Source organism: Microbacterium sp. ZW3a, assembly GCF_057167165.1.
This window is the reverse complement of the sequence record NZ_CM169903.1, coordinates 3167369-3184774: the sequence shown is the minus strand read 5'-3', so window position 1 is coordinate 3184774 and position 17406 is coordinate 3167369. Positions and strand designations below refer to the sequence as shown.

Below are 17406 nucleotides of genomic sequence, written 5' to 3'. Positions count from 1 at the left end.
GATGCCGGCGGCGATGATGTGGGCCTTGGTGGGCCGGGAGTAGAAGCCGAAGCTGTCGTCGTCGTCGGAAGCGGAGACGGTGGCGGTGAGTAGATCTTCGCCGTCCGGCGTGTGCTGCCGTCGCTCTCCGTGGAGATGGAATCCCGGCTGTCGGTCTCGTCCTGGCGACGGTCTTCACGCAGAGCGGCTGGGTCGGAGCAATGGCGGTGACCGCCGCGACTCTCGTCGTGGCGGCGCTGATCGTCTGGCACCGTGCCCGATCCGGTCTCGTTCGTGCGCTGGATCCTGATCATGCCGTGCGCCGGAGCCGATCTCTGTCGTGGTCACCGGGCAACCCGGGTGAGCTGTTCCAAATCGGCACAGCGCTGTGGCGGAATCCTCCCTGAGAGTAGAGCTCATCCACCGAGTGGTCGCCTAGTTCCTGCAGGCGCCGAGCATCAACGAAGGAGTTATGCGATGTCCTCGTCATCCACCGCGACCGCAGTCGTCCCGAGCGCCCTGCGTGATCTGTATCTGGGCTGGTCCGAGCTCATGGCCACCCACGAGCTGGACATGCGGCTGTTCCGCAGCATCTTCGATGAATGGCACCAGCCGACCATCGAACCGGAAAATGTCACCTACAAGGAGGAGACGGTCGGCGGCGTGCCCGGCATCTGGGCGTTCCCGGCCGGAGCCGATCGCTCCAAGGTCCTCCTCTACACGCACGGCGGCGGGTTCGCCGTCGGCTCTGCGGCCAGCCACCGGAAGCTCGCCGCGCACGTCGCGAAGGCGGCCGGGGTAACAGCGTTCGTGCTGGACTACCGTCGCGCGCCCGAGCACCCGCACCCCGCCCAGGTAGACGACGGGGTCGCGGCGTTCGAGGCCCTGCTGGAGCGGGGGGTCCACCCCGAGGACGTCACCACCATCGGCGACTCGGCGGGAGGCAATCTCGCCATCGCCATCCCGTTGGCGTTGAAGGCGAAGGGACGGCCGCTGCCCGGGCACGTCATCGCGTTCTCCCCGTGGCTGGACATGGAGAACCGCGGCGCGACGCTGGTCACCAACGATGCGACCGACGCGCTGATCTCCGTGCCGCTCCTGGAGGGCATGATCGCCGGCGTGCTGGGGGAGACCACCAGCCCGTCGGCGCCGCTCGCGAACCCGCTCTACGCGGATTTCACCGGGTTCCCCCCGCTGTACGTCAACGCCGGTTCGGTCGAGTCGTTGGTCGACAATGCCATCCGCGTGGCAGAGCGCGCCAAGGGCGCCGGCGTTGACGTCACCCTGCATGTCGCCGAAGGACAGCAGCACGTCTACCCGTTCCTGGCTGGCCGCGACGCGGACGTCGACGCGGAGCTTGCGGCGATCGGCCAGTGGCTTCGCCACTGACCTGCAGCACCCCACCCACCTCATTCACCGAAGGAGTTGCACCATGACATCCACACAGACCACGGACTTCGACGCGATCGTCGTCGGCGCCGGTTTCGGCGGCATCTACCAGCTACACACCCTGCGCGACAAGCTCGGCCTGCGCGTCCGCGGGTTCGAGAAGGGCGCCGGCATCGGAGGAACCTGGTACTGGAACCGGTACCCCGGCGCCATGTCCGACACGGAGAGCCCTTTCTACCGATACTCGTTCGATGACGAACTGCTGCAGGAGTGGGACTGGGCCCGCAAGTACATTGACCAGCCCGACATCCTCCGCTACCTTGAGACCGTCGTCGACCGGTACGACCTCCGCAAGGACTTCCGGCTGAACACCGAAGTCACGTCGATCGTCTTCGACGAAGCCACCAACACCTGGACGGTCGGCACCTCCGCCGGAGAATCCTTCACGGCCCGATACGTGGTGGCGGCGCTGGGACTGCTCGCAGCAACCAACATCCCCGACATCCCCGGGATCGACTCGTTCGAAGGCCGCCTCGTGCACACCGCGGAGTGGCCGGAGGACCTGTCGATCGAGGGCAAGCGGGTGGGGGTCATCGGCACTGGCTCGACCGGAACACAGTTCATCGTCGCCGCGGCCAAGCAGGTGTCGCACCTGACCGTGTTCCAGCGCTCGGCGCAGTACAGCGTCCCCTCCGGCAACGGACCGGTCGGCCCGGGGGAGGTGGACGGATACAAGTCCCGGTTCCCGGAGATCTGGGAGCAGGTCCGAAACTCCGGCGTCGCCTTCGGGTTCGAGGAGTCCACCGTCGCGGCCACCGATGTCGACGAGGCCGAGCGGGAGCGCGTGTTCCAGGCGGCATGGGACCGAGGCAACGGATTCTATTTCATGTTCGGCACGTTCAACGACATCGCTATCAACCCGGAGTCGAACGAGGCAGCCGCTGCGTTCATCCGCCGCAAGATCGCTGAGACGGTCAAGGACCCGGAGACGGCGCGATTGCTCACCCCGACCCAGCCGTATGCGAAGCGGCCCCTGTGCAACCAGGGCTACTACGACGTGTACAACCAGGACAACGTGAAGCTGGTGTCGATCAAGGAGAACCCAATCGTTGAGATCACCCCACGAGGGGTGAAGACCGCGGACGGTGTTGAGCACGAGCTGGATGTGCTCGTGCTGGCTACCGGGTTCGACGCGGTCGACGGCAACTACCGCCGCATCGACATCCGCGGGCGCGGAGGGGTGAGCGTCGACGAGCACTGGGCCGACGCCCCGACCAGCTTCCTCGGCATCATGACGGCCGGATTCCCGAACATGTTCATGATCCTCGGCCCCAACGGGCCGTTCACCAACCTGGTGCCCAGCATCGAGGCGCAGGTCGAGTTCATCACGACTCTGGTGACCGAGGCGGAGCGGAGAGGCGGGCTCATCGAGGTGTCGCAGCAGGTCGAGGACGAATGGACCGAGACCTGCACGACGATCGCAAACTACACGCTGTTCCCCAAGACCGACTCGTGGATCTTCGGGGCGAACATCCCCGGCAAGAAGCACGCCGTGATGTTCTACCTCGGCGGCCTAGGCGCCTACCGCGGCCTCCTCTCGGAGATCCAGGCGAAGGACTTCGAAGGATTCAGCATCGGACAGCCCATCCCGGCCTGATCGACGGTAACCGTAGGCCGGGAGTGTGCTTCCCGGCCTACGGTCGTCCTATGAGCGACAACATGTCAGAAGACGTCACCTTCCGATCACGCCGCTGGGTCCGTCCCGAGGACCTGAACGCGTACGGCACCCTGTTCGGCGGCAGCCTGCTGCGCTGGATCGATGAAGAGGCCGCGATTTACGCCATCATCCAGCTCGGAAACCCTCGGGCGGTCACCAAGTACATATCCGAGATCGACTTCGTCAGCTCCGCACGACAAGGTGACCTGATCGAGATGGGACTGCGCGCCACCGCGTTCGGGCGCACCTCCCTCACGATGCGCGCCGAGGTGCGCAACATGATCACCCGTGACCGCATTCTGACGATCGAGAAGATCGTCTTCGTCGGCCTCGACGACCACGGCCAGCCCATTCCTCACGGCTACACCGACATCACCTACGAACGCGACCGGCTTCCCCACCACCATGGACTCATGCGCACAGAGGATGGATCCACAGCGGACTAGGTATTGGCGGGTCCTAATAGGGAGGCGGATACTGGGTGGGACCACTTGCAGTGACGCGAGGTCCCAGCTATGTCCACCGATACCTATTCCGCCGCGAGCGCGCGGCAGGCTCGTGAACGCCTTCTCGAAGCTGGCGTCGGCGCGCACGGTCTCACTCCCCGAACACTGAACGTCCCCCCGGTGATCGAGCGCAGTTGGCGTCGCTCGTTCACCACCGGTGGCGGCTACGATCCGACGGCGACTCCTGCCTACCACCCGTTCTCCGAACCGGCGGGACGCTTTCAGGACACCGCTGAGATCGTCCTGGCGCGATGGGCGGAATCACTCGCGGACATGCGTGTCGCGCTGCTGGTCAGCGACCGATCCGGACGGATCCTCGCCCGAAAGGTGGGCGACCCGAGCCACGCGAGACGGCTCGACAAGGTGTCCGCGGCCGAAGGATTCGAATTCTCGGAGTCCGCGCTGGGCACGAACGGACTCGGAACGGCGATCGAGGAAAGATCCGCAGTGTTCGTGCGCGGCGCCGAGCACGTCAACGACCGGCTGCAGACCCTCGCCTGCGCTGGCGCCCCCATCCACGACCCTCTTTCGCGGCGGGTCATCGGCTCGCTCGCCCTCGCCTCTCCCGTCGGGGCGTCCCACCCCGCGATGCTCGCGATCGCGAAGCAGGCCGCTCGTGACCTCCAGGACGCGCTGCTTAACACCGCACCGCTGGAGCTGCAGGCGCTGCTGGCCCGGTTCGCGGACGGTACCGCCCGCCACCGTGTGCTGGCCATCGGCCGTGGCGGCGTGCTCGCCTCGACGGGCGCGTTGCCGATGCTCTCGGCCGAGCGGCACGTGACCCTGTGGGACGAGCTCCAGGCCCACCACTGGCAGGGGGATGTCGCATCCGTCTTGCTCGCGGATCGGCCGAGCACTGCCCGCCGCATCGTGAATCGGGCAGGGGAGAGCATCTACCTCGTGGAACTTGCCGAGTCCGAGCCGGCCGCAGCGCCGGAACCCACCCGGCTTTCCCGCCTTGCCGCGCACCTCGACGTGCTCGGCCGCAGCAGCGGGTGCATCGCGATCCACGGTCCGCGCGACAGTGGGAAGACGCTTCTCGCCCAGCTCTGGCTGCGCGAACGCGATCGCCACGACCCGGTCGTCATCGGCGCCCCGGCATTTCGGGAACCGGGGGCCGTGGCCACGGCGGTGCAGGCGCTGAGCACAGGTACATCGGTGGTCGTCTGCAGCGTCGAGTCTTTGACCGACGTTGACTTCCCGGTCCTGCAGCAATTGGCTGGCGCGGCAGATCCCGTCCGGTCCGCCCGGGTGGTGTTCTGTGTCGCAGACGACCTGACTGGCGTCGTCGTCGATTTCCTGGGCCGCCAAGGGCCGCGGCTCGATCTCCCTGCGCTGCGCGATGACCCAGACCGTGTCATCGGCCTGGCTGTGAGACTCGCTCAGGAGTACTCGGTGACACTGAGTCCTGCTGTGCTGCAGGCGCTTTCCCGGTGGGATTGGCGTGGTGGCGCCTCGGAGCTGCGGGTTCTGATTGCCGCGATGGTGGTGCAGCGTCCCGGCGGCACCGTCCTGGACGTCGACCTTCTGCCCGCCGAGATGCGCACACGTGCCCGCCAGCTGCGCGGCATCGCCGCATCCGAGTACCGGGCGATCGATGCGGCGCTGCGGGAGGCGGACGGAAACCGTTCGCGTGCAGCGGAGATCCTCGGTATCGGGCGCACGACGCTGTACCGGAAACTGCGCGCGTACGGTTTCGACGGGCAGAACACCCTGATCTCCTGAAAACAGCGCCCCCGCCTGCCGACCAGGGAGGCCTGGATTCGCAGTTGCGTACTCGGCGCGGCGGAGGCGTTACACGGGGATATCAGGCGGGGGTTCGGATGAGCTTCTTGTTCGCGAACTCGTCCATGCCGTACCGGGCGAGTTCGCGTCCGACGCCGGAGCGCTTCACGCCGCCGAAGGGGAGGTCCGGTGCGCTGCGGCTGGTGCTGTTGATCCACACCATCCCGACCTCCAGTTCGCGGGCGATCTGCGCGGCTGCCAGAGGATCCTGCGTGAAGACGCTGCTGGACAGCCCGAAGGGCGACTCGTTGGCCAGGGCGACCGCGGCCTGCGGGGAGGGCACCCGGTACACGACCGCGGTCGGTCCGAACAGCTCCTCCTCGTAGGCTCGCATCAGCGGGGTGACCCCGGTGAGCACGCTGGGCGGGTAGAAGGCGCCCTCTCGGCGTGCACCGGGGGCGATGTGCAGGGTGGCGCCCTTGGCGACCGCGTCCTCGACGAGCTCCTCGAGCTCATCTCCGGCATCCGCGGACGCCAACGGGCCGAGGAACGTGTCGGGGTCCGTGGGGTCGTCGGGGATGATCTTCGTGATCGCGTCGATGAACTTCCGAGAGAACTCGTCGTAGACGGCATCCACGACAATGAACCGCTTGGATGCCGTGCACGCCTGGCCGCCGTTGGCGATGCGGCCGCGTACGCCGGCTGCCACGGCCGCGTCGACGTCAGCATCCTCTAGGACGATGAACGGGTCCGAGCCGCCCAGCTCGAGGACGACCTTTTTCATGTGCCTGCCGGCCACCTCGCCGACAGCCGAGCCCGCCTTCTCGGAGCCGGTCAGCGACACCCCTTGCACGCGCGGGTCGGCGATGATGCCGGCAATCTGGCGGCTGTCTACGAACGCGTTGATGTACGCGTCGGCTGGAAGCGCGGCGTCGTGGAGCACGCGTTCGATGGCGAGGGCGGACTGCGGGCAGTTGCGGGCGTGTTTGAGGATGATCGTGTTGCCCAGTGCGAGGTTGGGGGCGACAAACCGGGCCACCTGGTAGTAGGGGAAGTTCCACGGCATGATCCCCAACAGCGGCCCGATCGGCTCGGTGCGGACGAGCGCTTCCCCTCCGCCGACGATGTCGAGGGTCTCGTCGGCGAGGAACGCTTCGGCGTGGTCGGCGTAGTACTGGTAGATCGAGGCGACCAGCTCGACTTCCCCGCGGGCCTGCGTGACGGGTTTGCCGACCTCGAGTGTCAGCAGCGCGCTCAGTTCATCAATGCGGTCCCGGTGCAGCTGCGCCGCGCGTGCCAGGATCCCCGTCCGTTCGGCGAGCGGCAGCTCCCGGTACTTGCGGTAGGCCGTGTGCGAGCGGGCGACGATGTCGGCCACGTCCGCATCGCCGATCACGGCGTACTCGGCGACCGTCTGACCGGTGGCTGGGTTGATGGTCCGGTATGCACCCATCGTGGTCTCCTCGCTTCATTGCTGTCGTGCGTCTCACGGGCCACGCCCGCCCAGATCGGCGGTCGTCTGGCGCGGTACTGCCCTCTCAGCCTGTCGCGCCGTGGCCGAGTTCGTCCAATACTGATCCCGGTCCAGATTGATGACGATGGCGCATCAGATGTACGTGGATCGGGTATTGGACGCGCATTGATCGGTGATGGGAGGCTGGGACGGTGACCACTCTGATACTCCGCGAGGGCGCGGACCGGCTTCACGTCGAACTGAACCGTCCTGACGTGCGAAACGCGATCAACGACGACATGGTCGACGAACTTCACGCGGTATGCACGAGCCTGGAGCGAGAGCCCCGCATCCTGATTCTCACCGGAACCTCTACGCCCGAACGGGGTGTGTTCGCGGCTGGCGCAGACATCCGGCAGCTGCTCGAGCGCGGCCGCGACGAAGCGCTGGCCGGCATCAACTCCGGGCTGTTCATCCGTATCGCGCGGCTGCCGATGCCGGTGATCGCTGCGGTCGACGGGTTCGCGATCGGGGGCGGTGCGGAACTCGCGTACGCGGCCGACATCCGGATCGCGTCCACCCGCGCCGTGTTCGGCAACCCCGAGACGGCGATCGGAATCCTGGCCGCGGCCGGGGCGACCTGGCGGCTCGCCGAGCTGGTGGGGGAGCCGCTGGCCAAGGAGATCCTGTTCACGGGGCGCCGGCTGGACGCCGAGGAGGCGCTGCGGTGTGGGTTGGTGGCCTCGGTGCATGAACCCGACCAGTTAGCGGCGGCGGCGGATACCGTCGCCGATCGGATCGCTGGCCAGGATCCGCTCGCCCTCCGCGTCTCGAAGCGCGTGCTCGCTGCGCCGCGGGACGCCCACCCCCTTGTCGACGAACTCGCGCAGGCGATCCTGTTCGAGTCGGACGCCAAGACGCAGCTGATGACCCGATTCCTCAACCGTTCTCAGGAGACCCGATGATCACTGTTCCCTCCACCGTCGGCGTGATCGGGGGCGGCCGCATGGGCGCCGGTATCGCGCAGGTATTCGCTCAGGCGGGCGCGCAGGTCACCGTGATCGAACGCGACCCGGCAGCGGCGGGCGCGGCCGCCGCGCGGTTGGCCGATGGGATCCGCAAGGCCGCGGAGCGGGATGCCTCGGTCGACGTCGACGCAATCGCCGGCCGCGTCGCGGCCAGCGCCGACTACGAGGCGCTGCGGAATGCCGAGCTCGTGATCGAAGCGGTCCCAGAGACATTCGCACTCAAGGTCGAGGCGATGCAGAGAGCAGAGGGGATCGTGGAGGAGTCGGCGTGGCTGGCCACGAATACCTCATCGTTGTCGGTGACAAGGCTCGCGGCGCAGCTCGCGAGGCCGGAGCGCGTGTGCGGACTGCACTTCTTCAATCCGGTGCCGCCCTCGTCACTCGTCGAGATCGTGCTGACGCCGTCGACCGACCCGGACCTGCGGCAACGGGCGGAGCAGTGGGTGACATCGCTGGGGAAGACCCCGATCGTCGTCAACGACGCGCCCGGCTTCGCGAGCTCCCGCCTGGGCGCGGCAATCGCGCTGGAAGCGATGCGGATGCTCGAAGAGGGGGTGGCCAGCGCTGAGGACATCGACACGGCGATGGTGCTGGGATACCGTCACGCGACAGGTCCGTTGCGCACCTCCGATCTTGTCGGGCTGGACGTGCGTCTCGGGATCGCCGAATACCTCTATGAGACGCTCGGCGAGCGGTTCGCCCCGCCGCAGATCCTCCGCGACAAGGTCGCGGCCGGGGAGCTGGGACGCAAGACGGGACGCGGCTTCTTCGACTACGCGTGAGTCGTGGCCGGCTGGACGCCCGGCGCGGTCACGCGCTGAGCACGATCCGGCCGGGCACGCCGCCCGCGGCGAGCCGGTCCAGCGCATCCTGCACCGCCGTCGCAGACAACTCCCCGTCGATGATCGGGAGATGCGGGAGCGCGCCGCGCCGCGCGAGCCCGACGAGCTCCTCGAGCTCGCCGAGGGACCCGACGAAGCTTCCGCGGATGGTGATGATCTTCAGAGTGAGCAACGCGGTGGGGATGACCAGCTCTCCGCCGAACAGCCCGACCTGAACCATCGTTCCGCCCTTGCGGAGCGCGGCGAACGCAGCGGGAGCTGTTGTGGAGTTGTTGACGAAGTCCACGATCGCCGCGACCGGCCCACCGGCGCCGGCGACGATGGCGGCGGCAAGGTCTTCCTGGCGGGCGGAGATCGTCGTGGTCGCTCCGAGCTGCCGCGCCAGTTCCAGATTGCGCTCCTGCAGGTCCACCGCGAGGACTGCTTCGTGGCCGAGCGCGCGCAGCGTGGCGATCGCCATCAACCCGACACCGCCGGCGCCTATCACCACGACCGGATCGGACGCGGTGGCCGGAAGGGCCTTGCGCGCGGCACTGTAGGCGGTCAGGCCGGAGCAGGCGAGAGTTGCGGCCCACCGCTCTTCGATCCCGGTGACGTCGAGGAGGTAACGGGGGTGCGGGACGAGGATAAACTCGGCATACCCGCCGTGGCGGGCGACGCCGAGGTTACGGGGCGAGGGGCACAGGTTCTCGTGACCTGCCTGGCATGCGTCGCAGGAGCCGTCGCCGATCCATGGGTAGACAAGGCGATGCTCACCCGGCGAGACCCCGTCGGCGTCGGGGCCGGCCGCTTCGACGACGCCGACGACCTCATGGCCGAGGACAAGCGGGTAGGTGACGCCCCGGTCGATCAGATTCAGACGCCCCCGGCTGCCGAGATCGTAGTACCCCTCACGCAGGTGCATGTCGGTGTGGCACACCCCGGAGCGAACAACGCGGAGGAGCACTTCGGTGCCCTCGGGCGTTGGTGTCGGCAGTTCCACATCGGTCACGGTGTGGTCGTCTTGGAAGATCGCGAACGCGTGCATGGTTGTCCTCGCCGTTGATATACGCACAGTGGACTCCACGCTTCCACTTCGTTCTGATTCTCTCCAATACCAAATGGCAGGCGGATTGATACCTGGCGACCCTTAGTCCTGCGGCGTCGGGAGGACGGATTCGGACAACCGGAGCACGGCGTGCAAGGCACGGTCGTCGCTGTCGCGCAGCCACGCCATCCGCAGCTCGACAGGTGCGACGTCGTCGGTCAGGCGCAGGAAGCGCAAGTGCGGGTCGGCGATGCTGTCGATCACCGAGGACAGGGTCAATGAGCAGCCGATCTCGGCGGAGACGAGGGACATCAGCGTCCACGAGTCCGGTGCGTGCTGGACGACATCGGCGTTGAACCCGGCGGCTCTACTCATCTGTCGCAGCCGCTCCAGCAGCAACGTGCCGGTCTGCGGTTGGAGCGACACGAACGGCTCACCCTCGAACTGCGCGATCGACACGGCACCGGCGTCGGCTAGACGGTGGGTCTCCGGGACGGCGATGACGAGTTCCTCGACAGCGATCACGCGGGTGCGCACGGCGGCGGGAATGTGGTCCCACCTGCCGAGGGCGATGTCGATGTCGCCGCGGGTGAGCAGCTGCATCGCCGGTTGGGCGAAGTGCTGGCTGAGCAGCTCGAGGTGGATGCCCGGGTGGTTCTGGTTGACCGCTCGGGCGAGCAATCCGACCATCACGTTGGAGGACGCACCCGCGTACGCCAGACGGACGTGACCGATCTCGCCCGTTCCGGCTGCGCGGGCGACCCTGCTCACCCTGTCCAGCGCGTCCAGGACCTCCTGGGCGGGGGCGACGAGGGCCTCGCCCACCGAGGTCAGCGTTACCTTGCGGGTGCTCCGCTCGAACAGCCGCGCACCCAACTCCCGCTCCAGCTGCTGGATGCCGCGGCTGATCGGCGGCTGCGCCATATGCAGGCGCTCGGCTGCCCGCCCGAAGTGCAGTTCCTCGGCGACGGCGAGGAAGGCGCGCAGCTGCTGCAGATCCATCCAGGGATTATTGCATAATCCGTACCGATGGAAGGTGGATTGGCATACAAGTCTGGATGAGTCGGCCGGGGTCGCGCAGACCCCGGCCGACCGAGATCACTGCGCGGTATAGCCGCCATCCACGACATACTCGGCGCCGGTGACGAAGGAAGCCTCGTCCGAGGCGAGGAAGAGCACGACGTTCGAGACCTCCTCGGGCTGGCCGGGCCGGTCGAGGATCGTCGTGGACAGCACGGCCTTCGTCGACTCCGGCGTCGCCAGCAGCCCCGTGGTCATGGGGGTGGCGATGACACCGGGATGCACAGAGTTCACCCGGATGCCGTACTTGGCCAGGTCCACCGCGCTGGCCTTGGTCAGCAGCCGGACGGCGCCCTTTGACGCCTCATACGCGGCGGCGCTCGGTGCGCCGACGATGCCGTAGATGGACGAGATGTTCACGATCGATCCGCCGCCTGAGCGGACCAGAGCAGGCGCCGCGGCCTTGGTGCCGAGGAAGACGCCCTTGGCATTGATGCGGAAGATGAGGTCCCACTCCTCCTCTGTGGTCTCCTCGACGGGCTTGAGGATGAGCACCCCCGCGTTGTTGACCAGGATGTCGAGCCGACCGAAACGCTGCTCGGCTTCTACCACGATCTCGTCCCACCTCGCCGCGATCGCGACGTCCTGCTCCAGCCCCACGGCCGTCCCGCCGTCACTGTTCGCTTCGGCGACGGTCTGCTCGAGCCCGGCGGAGTCGACGTCGGTGGCGAGGACGCTCGCCCCTTCCTGGGCGAGGCGGCGCACATGCGCGCGCCCCATCCCGTTCGCCGCGCCGGTGACGATCGCGACCTTGCCTGCAAGCCTGCTACCCATGGGTTCTCCTTAGCCTCATTGCTGATCACGCCCAGGCGCAGGCCGCTGTCGGCACCGTCGCCTCGACGCTCCCCAGGGTGATGTCCAAACGGGAGTCTCGAGTGTGCCGTTCTGGAACAGCCCCTCGTTTCATGAGATCACAGCATCAATACGTGTCCGATCAGGTATTGGACGGACATAAACGGCTGCTGGGAGTCTGGATGGACATGACGACGACTGAGGTGTTCCCGATGATGAAGAGCTCGCTCCCGGATGACCGGACGGTGCAGGACGTTCCCGGCGGCCCTTTCGACGGCCTCCTAGTCGCCGATTTCGGCCGGGTACTTGCCGGCCCTTACTGCACGATGCTGCTCGCGGACCTCGGCGCGACGGTCATCAAGGTGGAGAGCCCGCTGGGGGATGAGACACGCAGCTACCGGCCACCGGAGTACCGAGGCGAGTCGACCTACTTCCTCTCCATCAACAGGAACAAGCAGTCTGTGGTGCTGGACTTCCGCAACCCCGATGACCTTGTCCTCGCACAGCGTCTCGCGGCCAGAGCCGATGTGGTCACAGAGAACTTCAAACCCAGCGGGCTCCGGCGATTCGGCCTGGACTACGAGTCCGTCAAGCGGGAGAACCCCAATGTGATCTACGCGTCGATCACCGGCTTCGGCACCGCGGGAGGCGCAGGGCTCGCCGGCTACGACCTGCTCGCACAGGCACTGTCCGGACTGATGAGCGTGACCGGCGCGCCGGACGCGGAAGGATTCCGCGCGGGCGTTGCGGTGTTCGATGTGATCACCGGATTGCACACCTGCATCGCGATCACCTCCGCCCTTTACCACCGACAGCGTTCGGGAGAGGGACAGCACGTCGAACTGAACCTGCTGTCCTCCGCACTGTCGGGCATGGTCAACCAGACCGGCGGGTTCCTGCTCAGCGGGCAGTCTCCTACCCGGATGGCCAACGACCACCCCAGTATCTACCCCTACGCACCGTTCCCCACCCGTGACGGGGAACTGGTCCTCGCGATCGGCAACGATGTGCAGTTCGCCACGTTCTGCGACACCATCGGGCTGCCGCAGCTGGCCGCAGACACCCGCTTCGCGTCCAATGCGGACCGCAGCGCGCACCGAGACGCCCTGCGCCCGTTGCTGACAGCACGGCTGGCGTCCAAGACCGCATGGGAATGGTTCGACATCCTCAGCCCGTTGCAGGTCCCATGCGCGCCGGTCCTGGATGTTCGCGGAGGCGTCGAGTTCGCCGCCAAGATCGGGCTGGACCCGAGCGTTCCGGCCGGCACCGACGACCAGGCGGTGCCCACCATTCGCAACCCGATCACGTTCTCCCGCACCCCCGCGACCTACCGCACCGCGCCTCCTGCACTCGACCAGGATGGCGAGGCGGTCCGACGGTGGCTGCAAGACGCGGAAGGCGATGAAGACCACGTCGGCGGCCGGGTCACCGTCCCGGCGATTCGGGAAGAGGGACACTAAGATGACGATCACGACGACAGCACACCCGGTCGACACAGACTTCTACCAGATCGGCGATCTTCTCGGCGACGACGACCGCAACCTCATCACACGTGTGCGCGGATTCGTGGACTCCGAGGTCCTCCCTGTCATCAACGAACACTGGGAGTTGGCGGACTTCCCCTACCAGATCCTCCCCGCCCTGGGCGAGCTTGGGATCGTGGGCACCGCGATCCAGGGCTACGGCTGCCCGGGACTGACCCGACTGCAGACCGGCCTCGTCGCGATGGAACTGTCACGCGGCGACGGCAGTGTGAACACGCTCAATGCCGTGCACTCGGGACTCGCGATGGGCAGCATCGCACTGCTCGGCGACGACGAGCAGAAGCAGCGCTGGCTGCCCGAAATGGCAGCCCTCCGCAAGCTCGGCGCGTTCGCGCTGACCGAGCCCGAGCACGGATCAGACTCCGTTGCGCTGGAAACCACAGCCCGCCGCGAAGGAGACGTCTATGTGATCGACGGTGCCAAGCGGTGGATCGGCCTCGGCCATGTCGCCGACATCGTCATCATCTGGGCACGCGACACCGCAGACTCGAAGGTGAAGGCATTCGTCCTTGAGAAGAATGCCGATGGAGGATACCCCGACGGATATGAGGCCGAGGCGATCACCGGGAAGATCGCCAAACGCGCGATCCAGCAGGCGCACATCGAGATCTCCGGACTGCGGATCCCTGCCGGGAACAAGCTCGCGAAGTCGAGCTCCTTTCGGGACGTCTCCGCGATCCTCAATCGCACCCGCAGCACCGTCGCGTGGGAGGCGCTCGGGCACGCACTCGCCGCGTACGAGGCGGCAGCGGCCTACGTCCAGGAGCGCGTCCAGTTCGGCAAGCCCATCGCGAGCTACCAGCTGGTGCAGAACAAGCTGGCCAACATGCTCGCCGATCTCACCGCGATGCAGCTGCTCTGCTTCCGCACAGCCACCCTGCAGGATGAAGGCCGACTGACGAACGAACAGGCCTCGCTCGCGAAGATGTTCACCGGCGAGCACGCGCGTGCACTCTGCCGGGATGCCCGTGACCTCCTCGGCGGCAACGGACTCCTTCTGGAGAACCACGTCGCCCGCCACCTCACCGACATGGAAGTCGTCCACACGTATGAGGGAACCGACTTCATCCAGTCGCTCATCATCGGGCGCCAGATCACCGGAATATCGGCGTTCGCCTGACCCTCGGCCGACCACGGAAGGGAGCCCGCCATGACCGCGAGCTTTGTCTACGATGCTGTCCGCACCCCCTTCGGGCGGGCGGGTGGCGCGCTCAGCGGCATCCGGCCCGACGATCTCGCCGCAGTCGTCATGAAGGCGACCGTCGCGCGCATGGGCCTCGACCCCGCGCGCATCGATGACGTGATCTTCGGCGATGCGAACCAAGCAGGAGAGGACAACCGCGACGTCGCCCGTTTCGGGGCGCTGCTGGCAGGCTTCCCCACCAGTGTCACCGGCGTGACCGTCAACCGACTCTGCTCGTCGTCGCTGGAAGCGGTGATCCAGGCCGCCCGCGCTGTCGAGACCGGCGACGCCGGTCTCGTGCTCGCCGGCGGAGTGGAGTCGATGAGCCGGGCGCCGTTCATCGTGGAGAAGTCGCCGAGGCCGTGGCCGGCGGTCGGTAACCAGACACTGTGGAACACCTCCATCGGGTGGCGGATGACCAACCCGAAGCTGCCGAAGCAGTGGACCATCTCCAATGGAGAATCGGCGGAGAAGATCGCCCGAGAGTGGGGAATCTCCCGAGATGCCCAGGACGAGTTCGCCGTGCGCTCTCACCGGCTGGCAGCTAAAGCGTGGGCTGACGGGGTCTACGATGGCGAGATCGTGCACGTGCCAGGGGCCGACCTGGCACGCGACGAGGGCATCCGGGACGACACTTCCGTGGACAAGCTCGCCGGGCTTACTCCGCTGTTCGCGCGCGACGGCGAAGGCACCGTCACCGCCGGCAACTCCTCGCCGATCAACGACGGCGCTTCCGCCGTTCTGATCGCCGCGGAGGGTGCGCTGCCCGGCGAGCCACTCGCGCGGATTGCGGGACGCGGGGCGCATGGCGTCGATCCGCATCTGTTCCCGATCGCGCCGATCGAGGCGGCGAACAAGGCGCTCGCACGCGCCGGCCGGTCCTGGGCCGATGTCGACGTGGTCGAGCTCAACGAGGCGTTCGCTTCACAGTCGCTCGCATGCGTCGCCGGGTGGCCTGAACTTGATCCTGAGCGGGTCAACATCCACGGCGGAGCGCTGGCCATCGGCCATCCGCTGGGCGCTTCGGGGGGCCGCATTCTCGGGCATGCCGCGCATGAGCTTGCGCGACGCGGAGGCGGCGTCGCCGTCGTGGCGATCTGCATCGGCGTGGGTCAAGGCCTCGCCGTCGTGCTGGAACGGTGACAGTGAGACCGCGAGCATCCGTTCGTGGTGGGGTCATTGGCAGTCCCAGAGTCAACCGAAGCTTCAGCATTCCCCTCCGACGTTCTTCCTCGACGGTGAGATGCTCGAGCTCGGCCAGCTGCAGTGACCTCCAGCGCTCTCGCCGCCGTGACAGGCCGCTGACCAGACAGGGTCGGCGCGTCAGAGAGCGGTGTAGGAATCCGCCATTTCCCGTGGAATCCTGAGTCCGGGACCACCGCCAACTAGCGTGGAATCCCTGGGGTTATCCGCCATCTCGAGCGGGAACCTACAAACTTGCGTCGTGCTCGCTGAAATCTTCAGGTAGGTGATCCGATGCCGGGACTGACGGCGGACCAGAGTCTCCTTGCGAAGTTGTGTGCGGCTCCGGTTGAGGCGCCTTGGCTTGAGTTCAAGGAGAACAAGGTTGAGCCCTACGAGGTCGGGGAGTACATCTCCGCTCTCGCCAACGCGGCAGTTCTGGCTCATCGCACCCACGCCTACATGGTCTGGGGTGTTCGTGATTCAGATCATGCTGTGGTCGGCTCGAGTTTTGACCCGTGGTCCTCGAAGGGTTCTGGCGGCGAAGATCTCATTCCGTGGCTAGCGCGAGGGCTCGATCCTCAGGTCTACTTCCAGTTCCGGCGTATCGACACCGGCGGCGGCGTTGCCGCGATCATTCTGGAGATCGATGCAGCACGGTCCCGCCCGGTTGCTTTCCGCGCTGAGCGGTACATACGGATTGGAAGCTACAAGAAGAAGCTCCGTGAATATCCAGAGCACGAGGCGCGATTGTGGGAAGCGTTTCGAGAGACCACCTTTGAGACGGGATCGGCCAAATCCGGGCTGAGTGACGAGGAGGCCATCGAACTACTTGCTCACGGTGCCTACTTCGATCTGCTCAGGCTCCCATTGCCGGAAACGCGCCGCGGCATAGCAGACCAGCTCGCCGCTGAAGGATTCTTGGTCCGGTCTGAAGCGGGAACCTCGATCACCAATCTCGGGTCGCTGCTGTTCGCGCGCGACCTTGGAAGATTTCCCGCGGTGGCCCGAAAGGCTACGCGCTTGACCGAGTACAAGACGCCGTCCCGAGCCGCGGCTGCGCGCAGTCAGGACGGTCAACGGGGCTACGCGGCAGGGTTTGAAGGGCTCATGGATTACATGTCGGCGTTGCTCCCGCGTGAGGAAGTGACGGTCGGCGGGCTTCGGCAGGAGGTATCGAGGTATCCCGACCTCGTGATCCGGGAGCTCGTTGTCAACATGCTTATCCACCAAGATCTGACTGTCACTGGCAGTGGTCCGATGATCGAGATCTTCCCGAACCGGATTGAGTTCACAAACCCCGGCGAACCACTCATCAACGTTCGTCGGTTTCTCGGTGGGCGGCCACCGTCGCGGAACGAAGCGCTCGCCTCGTTCATGACTCGAGCGGGCATATCGGAGGAGCGTGGTTCGGGCTGGGAGAAGATCGCTACTGAGGTCGAGTTGCACCAGCTGCCAGCACCGAAGATCAGTGTCGATGCGCGACACACGAAGGTGACCGTCTTCGGCCCAAGGAGCTTTGCAGAGATGACGCGGGACGAGCGCGTTGATGCGATCTACCTGCACGCGCAACTCCGCTACGCCTCCGGCGAGCCCACGACAAATTCTTCGGCGCGCGAGCGGTTCCGCATCCCGGACGCAAACAGTGCCCAGATCTCGAGGGTTCTCCGCGACGCTCTGGCTGCCGGGCTGCTGGTCATCGAAGACCCGGATGTCGGGGCTAAGAGCAGACGGTACCTGCCCTTCTGGGCGCAGGATGACGCAGATGGATGACTCTTGTTTGATCGGTTCCGGTGCGTCGGTCCCCCCTTTGATGACGCGAATATTGGAATGGCCTTTGACCTGGGGTTTTTCTGGAGCAGATCCGCTCGATTTGTTTGACCCATGTTTGACTGTCGCGCCCAGTACAGCGAGGTGCGTGCAGGTGTCAGCCCTCCTGCCGGTGAGGCCGGCCTGATC

Annotated in this window: 14 protein-coding genes; 10 read left to right on the top strand and 4 right to left on the bottom strand. The window is 66.5% G+C overall.

Annotated features, from left to right (window positions below; translation table 11 throughout):
* The first annotated feature begins 456 nt into the window (after positions 1-456).
* The 4 genes from ACU6WY_RS14835 (at position 457) to ACU6WY_RS14820 (ending at position 5316) form a co-directional block, all read left to right on the top strand.
* Positions 457-1368 carry an alpha/beta hydrolase gene (locus ACU6WY_RS14835; protein WP_005054979.1) on the top strand — a complete coding sequence of 304 codons (912 nt, stop codon included), beginning with the start codon at positions 457-459 and terminating at the stop codon, positions 1366-1368.
* Between the two features lie 43 nt (positions 1369-1411).
* The gene (locus ACU6WY_RS14830) at positions 1412-3025 is read left to right on the top strand and encodes a flavin-containing monooxygenase (RefSeq protein WP_005054981.1); all 1614 of its coding nucleotides are present in this window, start codon (positions 1412-1414) and stop codon (positions 3023-3025) included.
* 50 nt (positions 3026-3075) lie between these two features.
* Positions 3076-3531 (top strand): acyl-CoA thioesterase, encoded by a 456-nt coding sequence (locus ACU6WY_RS14825; RefSeq protein ID WP_230005328.1) that lies wholly within the window; start codon positions 3076-3078, stop codon positions 3529-3531.
* 69 nt (positions 3532-3600) lie between these two features.
* Positions 3601-5316, top strand: coding sequence for a helix-turn-helix domain-containing protein (locus ACU6WY_RS14820; protein WP_101305220.1), 1716 nt, complete (start codon positions 3601-3603; stop codon positions 5314-5316).
* 82 nt (positions 5317-5398) lie between these two features.
* Here the strand turns inward: ACU6WY_RS14820 and ACU6WY_RS14815 are convergent, their stop codons facing one another.
* Positions 5399-6769 carry an NAD-dependent succinate-semialdehyde dehydrogenase gene (locus ACU6WY_RS14815; RefSeq protein WP_005054987.1) on the bottom strand — a complete coding sequence of 457 codons (1371 nt, stop codon included), beginning with the start codon at positions 6767-6769 and terminating at the stop codon, positions 5399-5401.
* Positions 6770-6981: 212 nt separating this feature from the next.
* On the opposite strand from ACU6WY_RS14815, the gene ACU6WY_RS14810 reads away from it, so the two are divergent.
* Both ACU6WY_RS14810 and ACU6WY_RS14805 read left to right on the top strand, forming a co-directional pair.
* Positions 6982-7734 (top strand): enoyl-CoA hydratase/isomerase family protein, encoded by a 753-nt coding sequence (locus ACU6WY_RS14810; protein WP_005054989.1) that lies wholly within the window; start codon positions 6982-6984, stop codon positions 7732-7734.
* The gene (locus tag ACU6WY_RS14805; protein ID WP_005054991.1) at positions 7731-8579 is read left to right on the top strand and encodes a 3-hydroxyacyl-CoA dehydrogenase family protein; all 849 of its coding nucleotides are present in this window, start codon (positions 7731-7733) and stop codon (positions 8577-8579) included. The genes ACU6WY_RS14810 and ACU6WY_RS14805 overlap by 4 nt, the downstream gene beginning before the upstream one ends.
* Before the next feature lie 28 nt (positions 8580-8607).
* Here ACU6WY_RS14805 and ACU6WY_RS14800 read toward each other — a convergent pair whose 3' ends face one another.
* The 3 genes from ACU6WY_RS14800 to ACU6WY_RS14790 form a co-directional block, all read right to left on the bottom strand.
* Positions 8608-9666 carry an alcohol dehydrogenase gene (locus ACU6WY_RS14800; RefSeq protein ID WP_005054993.1) on the bottom strand — a complete coding sequence of 353 codons (1059 nt, stop codon included), beginning with the start codon at positions 9664-9666 and terminating at the stop codon, positions 8608-8610.
* A 102-nt stretch (positions 9667-9768) separates the two neighbouring features.
* A complete protein-coding gene (locus tag ACU6WY_RS14795) occupies positions 9769-10668 on the bottom strand; it encodes a LysR family transcriptional regulator (RefSeq protein ID WP_005054995.1) in 900 nt (299 codons plus the stop codon).
* A 96-nt stretch (positions 10669-10764) separates the two neighbouring features.
* A complete protein-coding gene (locus tag ACU6WY_RS14790; protein WP_005054998.1) occupies positions 10765-11520 on the bottom strand; it encodes an SDR family NAD(P)-dependent oxidoreductase in 756 nt (251 codons plus the stop codon).
* A gap of 152 nt (positions 11521-11672) precedes the next feature.
* Here ACU6WY_RS14790 and ACU6WY_RS14785 point away from each other — a divergent pair, with 152 nt between their 5' ends.
* From ACU6WY_RS14785 to ACU6WY_RS14770, 4 genes are all read left to right on the top strand, one after another.
* Entirely contained in the window at positions 11673-12998 is a 1326-nt protein-coding gene (locus ACU6WY_RS14785; protein ID WP_232783957.1) for a CaiB/BaiF CoA transferase family protein, read from the top strand.
* A gap of 1 nt (position 12999) precedes the next feature.
* Positions 13000-14202: an acyl-CoA dehydrogenase family protein gene (locus ACU6WY_RS14780; protein WP_005055001.1), complete on the top strand. Its 1203-nt coding sequence runs from the start codon at positions 13000-13002 to the stop codon at positions 14200-14202.
* 30 nt (positions 14203-14232) lie between these two features.
* Positions 14233-15408 carry a thiolase family protein gene (locus ACU6WY_RS14775; protein ID WP_005055005.1) on the top strand — a complete coding sequence of 392 codons (1176 nt, stop codon included), beginning with the start codon at positions 14233-14235 and terminating at the stop codon, positions 15406-15408.
* Between the two features lie 333 nt (positions 15409-15741).
* Complete coding sequence (locus ACU6WY_RS14770) at positions 15742-17220, top strand: ATP-binding protein (RefSeq protein WP_483820395.1); 1479 nt, start codon at positions 15742-15744, stop codon at positions 17218-17220.
* The last annotated feature ends 186 nt before the right edge of the window (positions 17221-17406 follow it).

What these genes read in the sequence shown, in the direction of transcription:
- ACU6WY_RS14790 (WP_005054998.1), bottom strand. Translation starts at nt 11,520, where the DNA reads ATGGGTAGCAGGCTTGCAGGCAAGGTCGCGATCGTCACCGGCGCGGCG.
- ACU6WY_RS14770 (WP_483820395.1), top strand. Translation starts at nt 15,742, where the DNA reads ATGCCGGGACTGACGGCGGACCAGAGTCTCCTTGCGAAGTTGTGTGCG.
- ACU6WY_RS14795 (WP_005054995.1), bottom strand. Translation starts at nt 10,668, where the DNA reads ATGGATCTGCAGCAGCTGCGCGCCTTCCTCGCCGTCGCCGAGGAACTG.
- ACU6WY_RS14835 (WP_005054979.1), top strand. Translation starts at nt 457, where the DNA reads ATGTCCTCGTCATCCACCGCGACCGCAGTCGTCCCGAGCGCCCTGCGT.
- ACU6WY_RS14780 (WP_005055001.1), top strand. Translation starts at nt 13,000, where the DNA reads ATGACGATCACGACGACAGCACACCCGGTCGACACAGACTTCTACCAG.
- ACU6WY_RS14800 (WP_005054993.1), bottom strand. Translation starts at nt 9,666, where the DNA reads ATGCACGCGTTCGCGATCTTCCAAGACGACCACACCGTGACCGATGTG.
- ACU6WY_RS14820 (WP_101305220.1), top strand. Translation starts at nt 3,601, where the DNA reads ATGTCCACCGATACCTATTCCGCCGCGAGCGCGCGGCAGGCTCGTGAA.
- ACU6WY_RS14775 (WP_005055005.1), top strand. Translation starts at nt 14,233, where the DNA reads ATGACCGCGAGCTTTGTCTACGATGCTGTCCGCACCCCCTTCGGGCGG.
- ACU6WY_RS14825 (WP_230005328.1), top strand. Translation starts at nt 3,076, where the DNA reads ATGAGCGACAACATGTCAGAAGACGTCACCTTCCGATCACGCCGCTGG.
- ACU6WY_RS14815 (WP_005054987.1), bottom strand. Translation starts at nt 6,769, where the DNA reads ATGGGTGCATACCGGACCATCAACCCAGCCACCGGTCAGACGGTCGCC.
- ACU6WY_RS14805 (WP_005054991.1), top strand. Translation starts at nt 7,731, where the DNA reads ATGATCACTGTTCCCTCCACCGTCGGCGTGATCGGGGGCGGCCGCATG.
- ACU6WY_RS14830 (WP_005054981.1), top strand. Translation starts at nt 1,412, where the DNA reads ATGACATCCACACAGACCACGGACTTCGACGCGATCGTCGTCGGCGCC.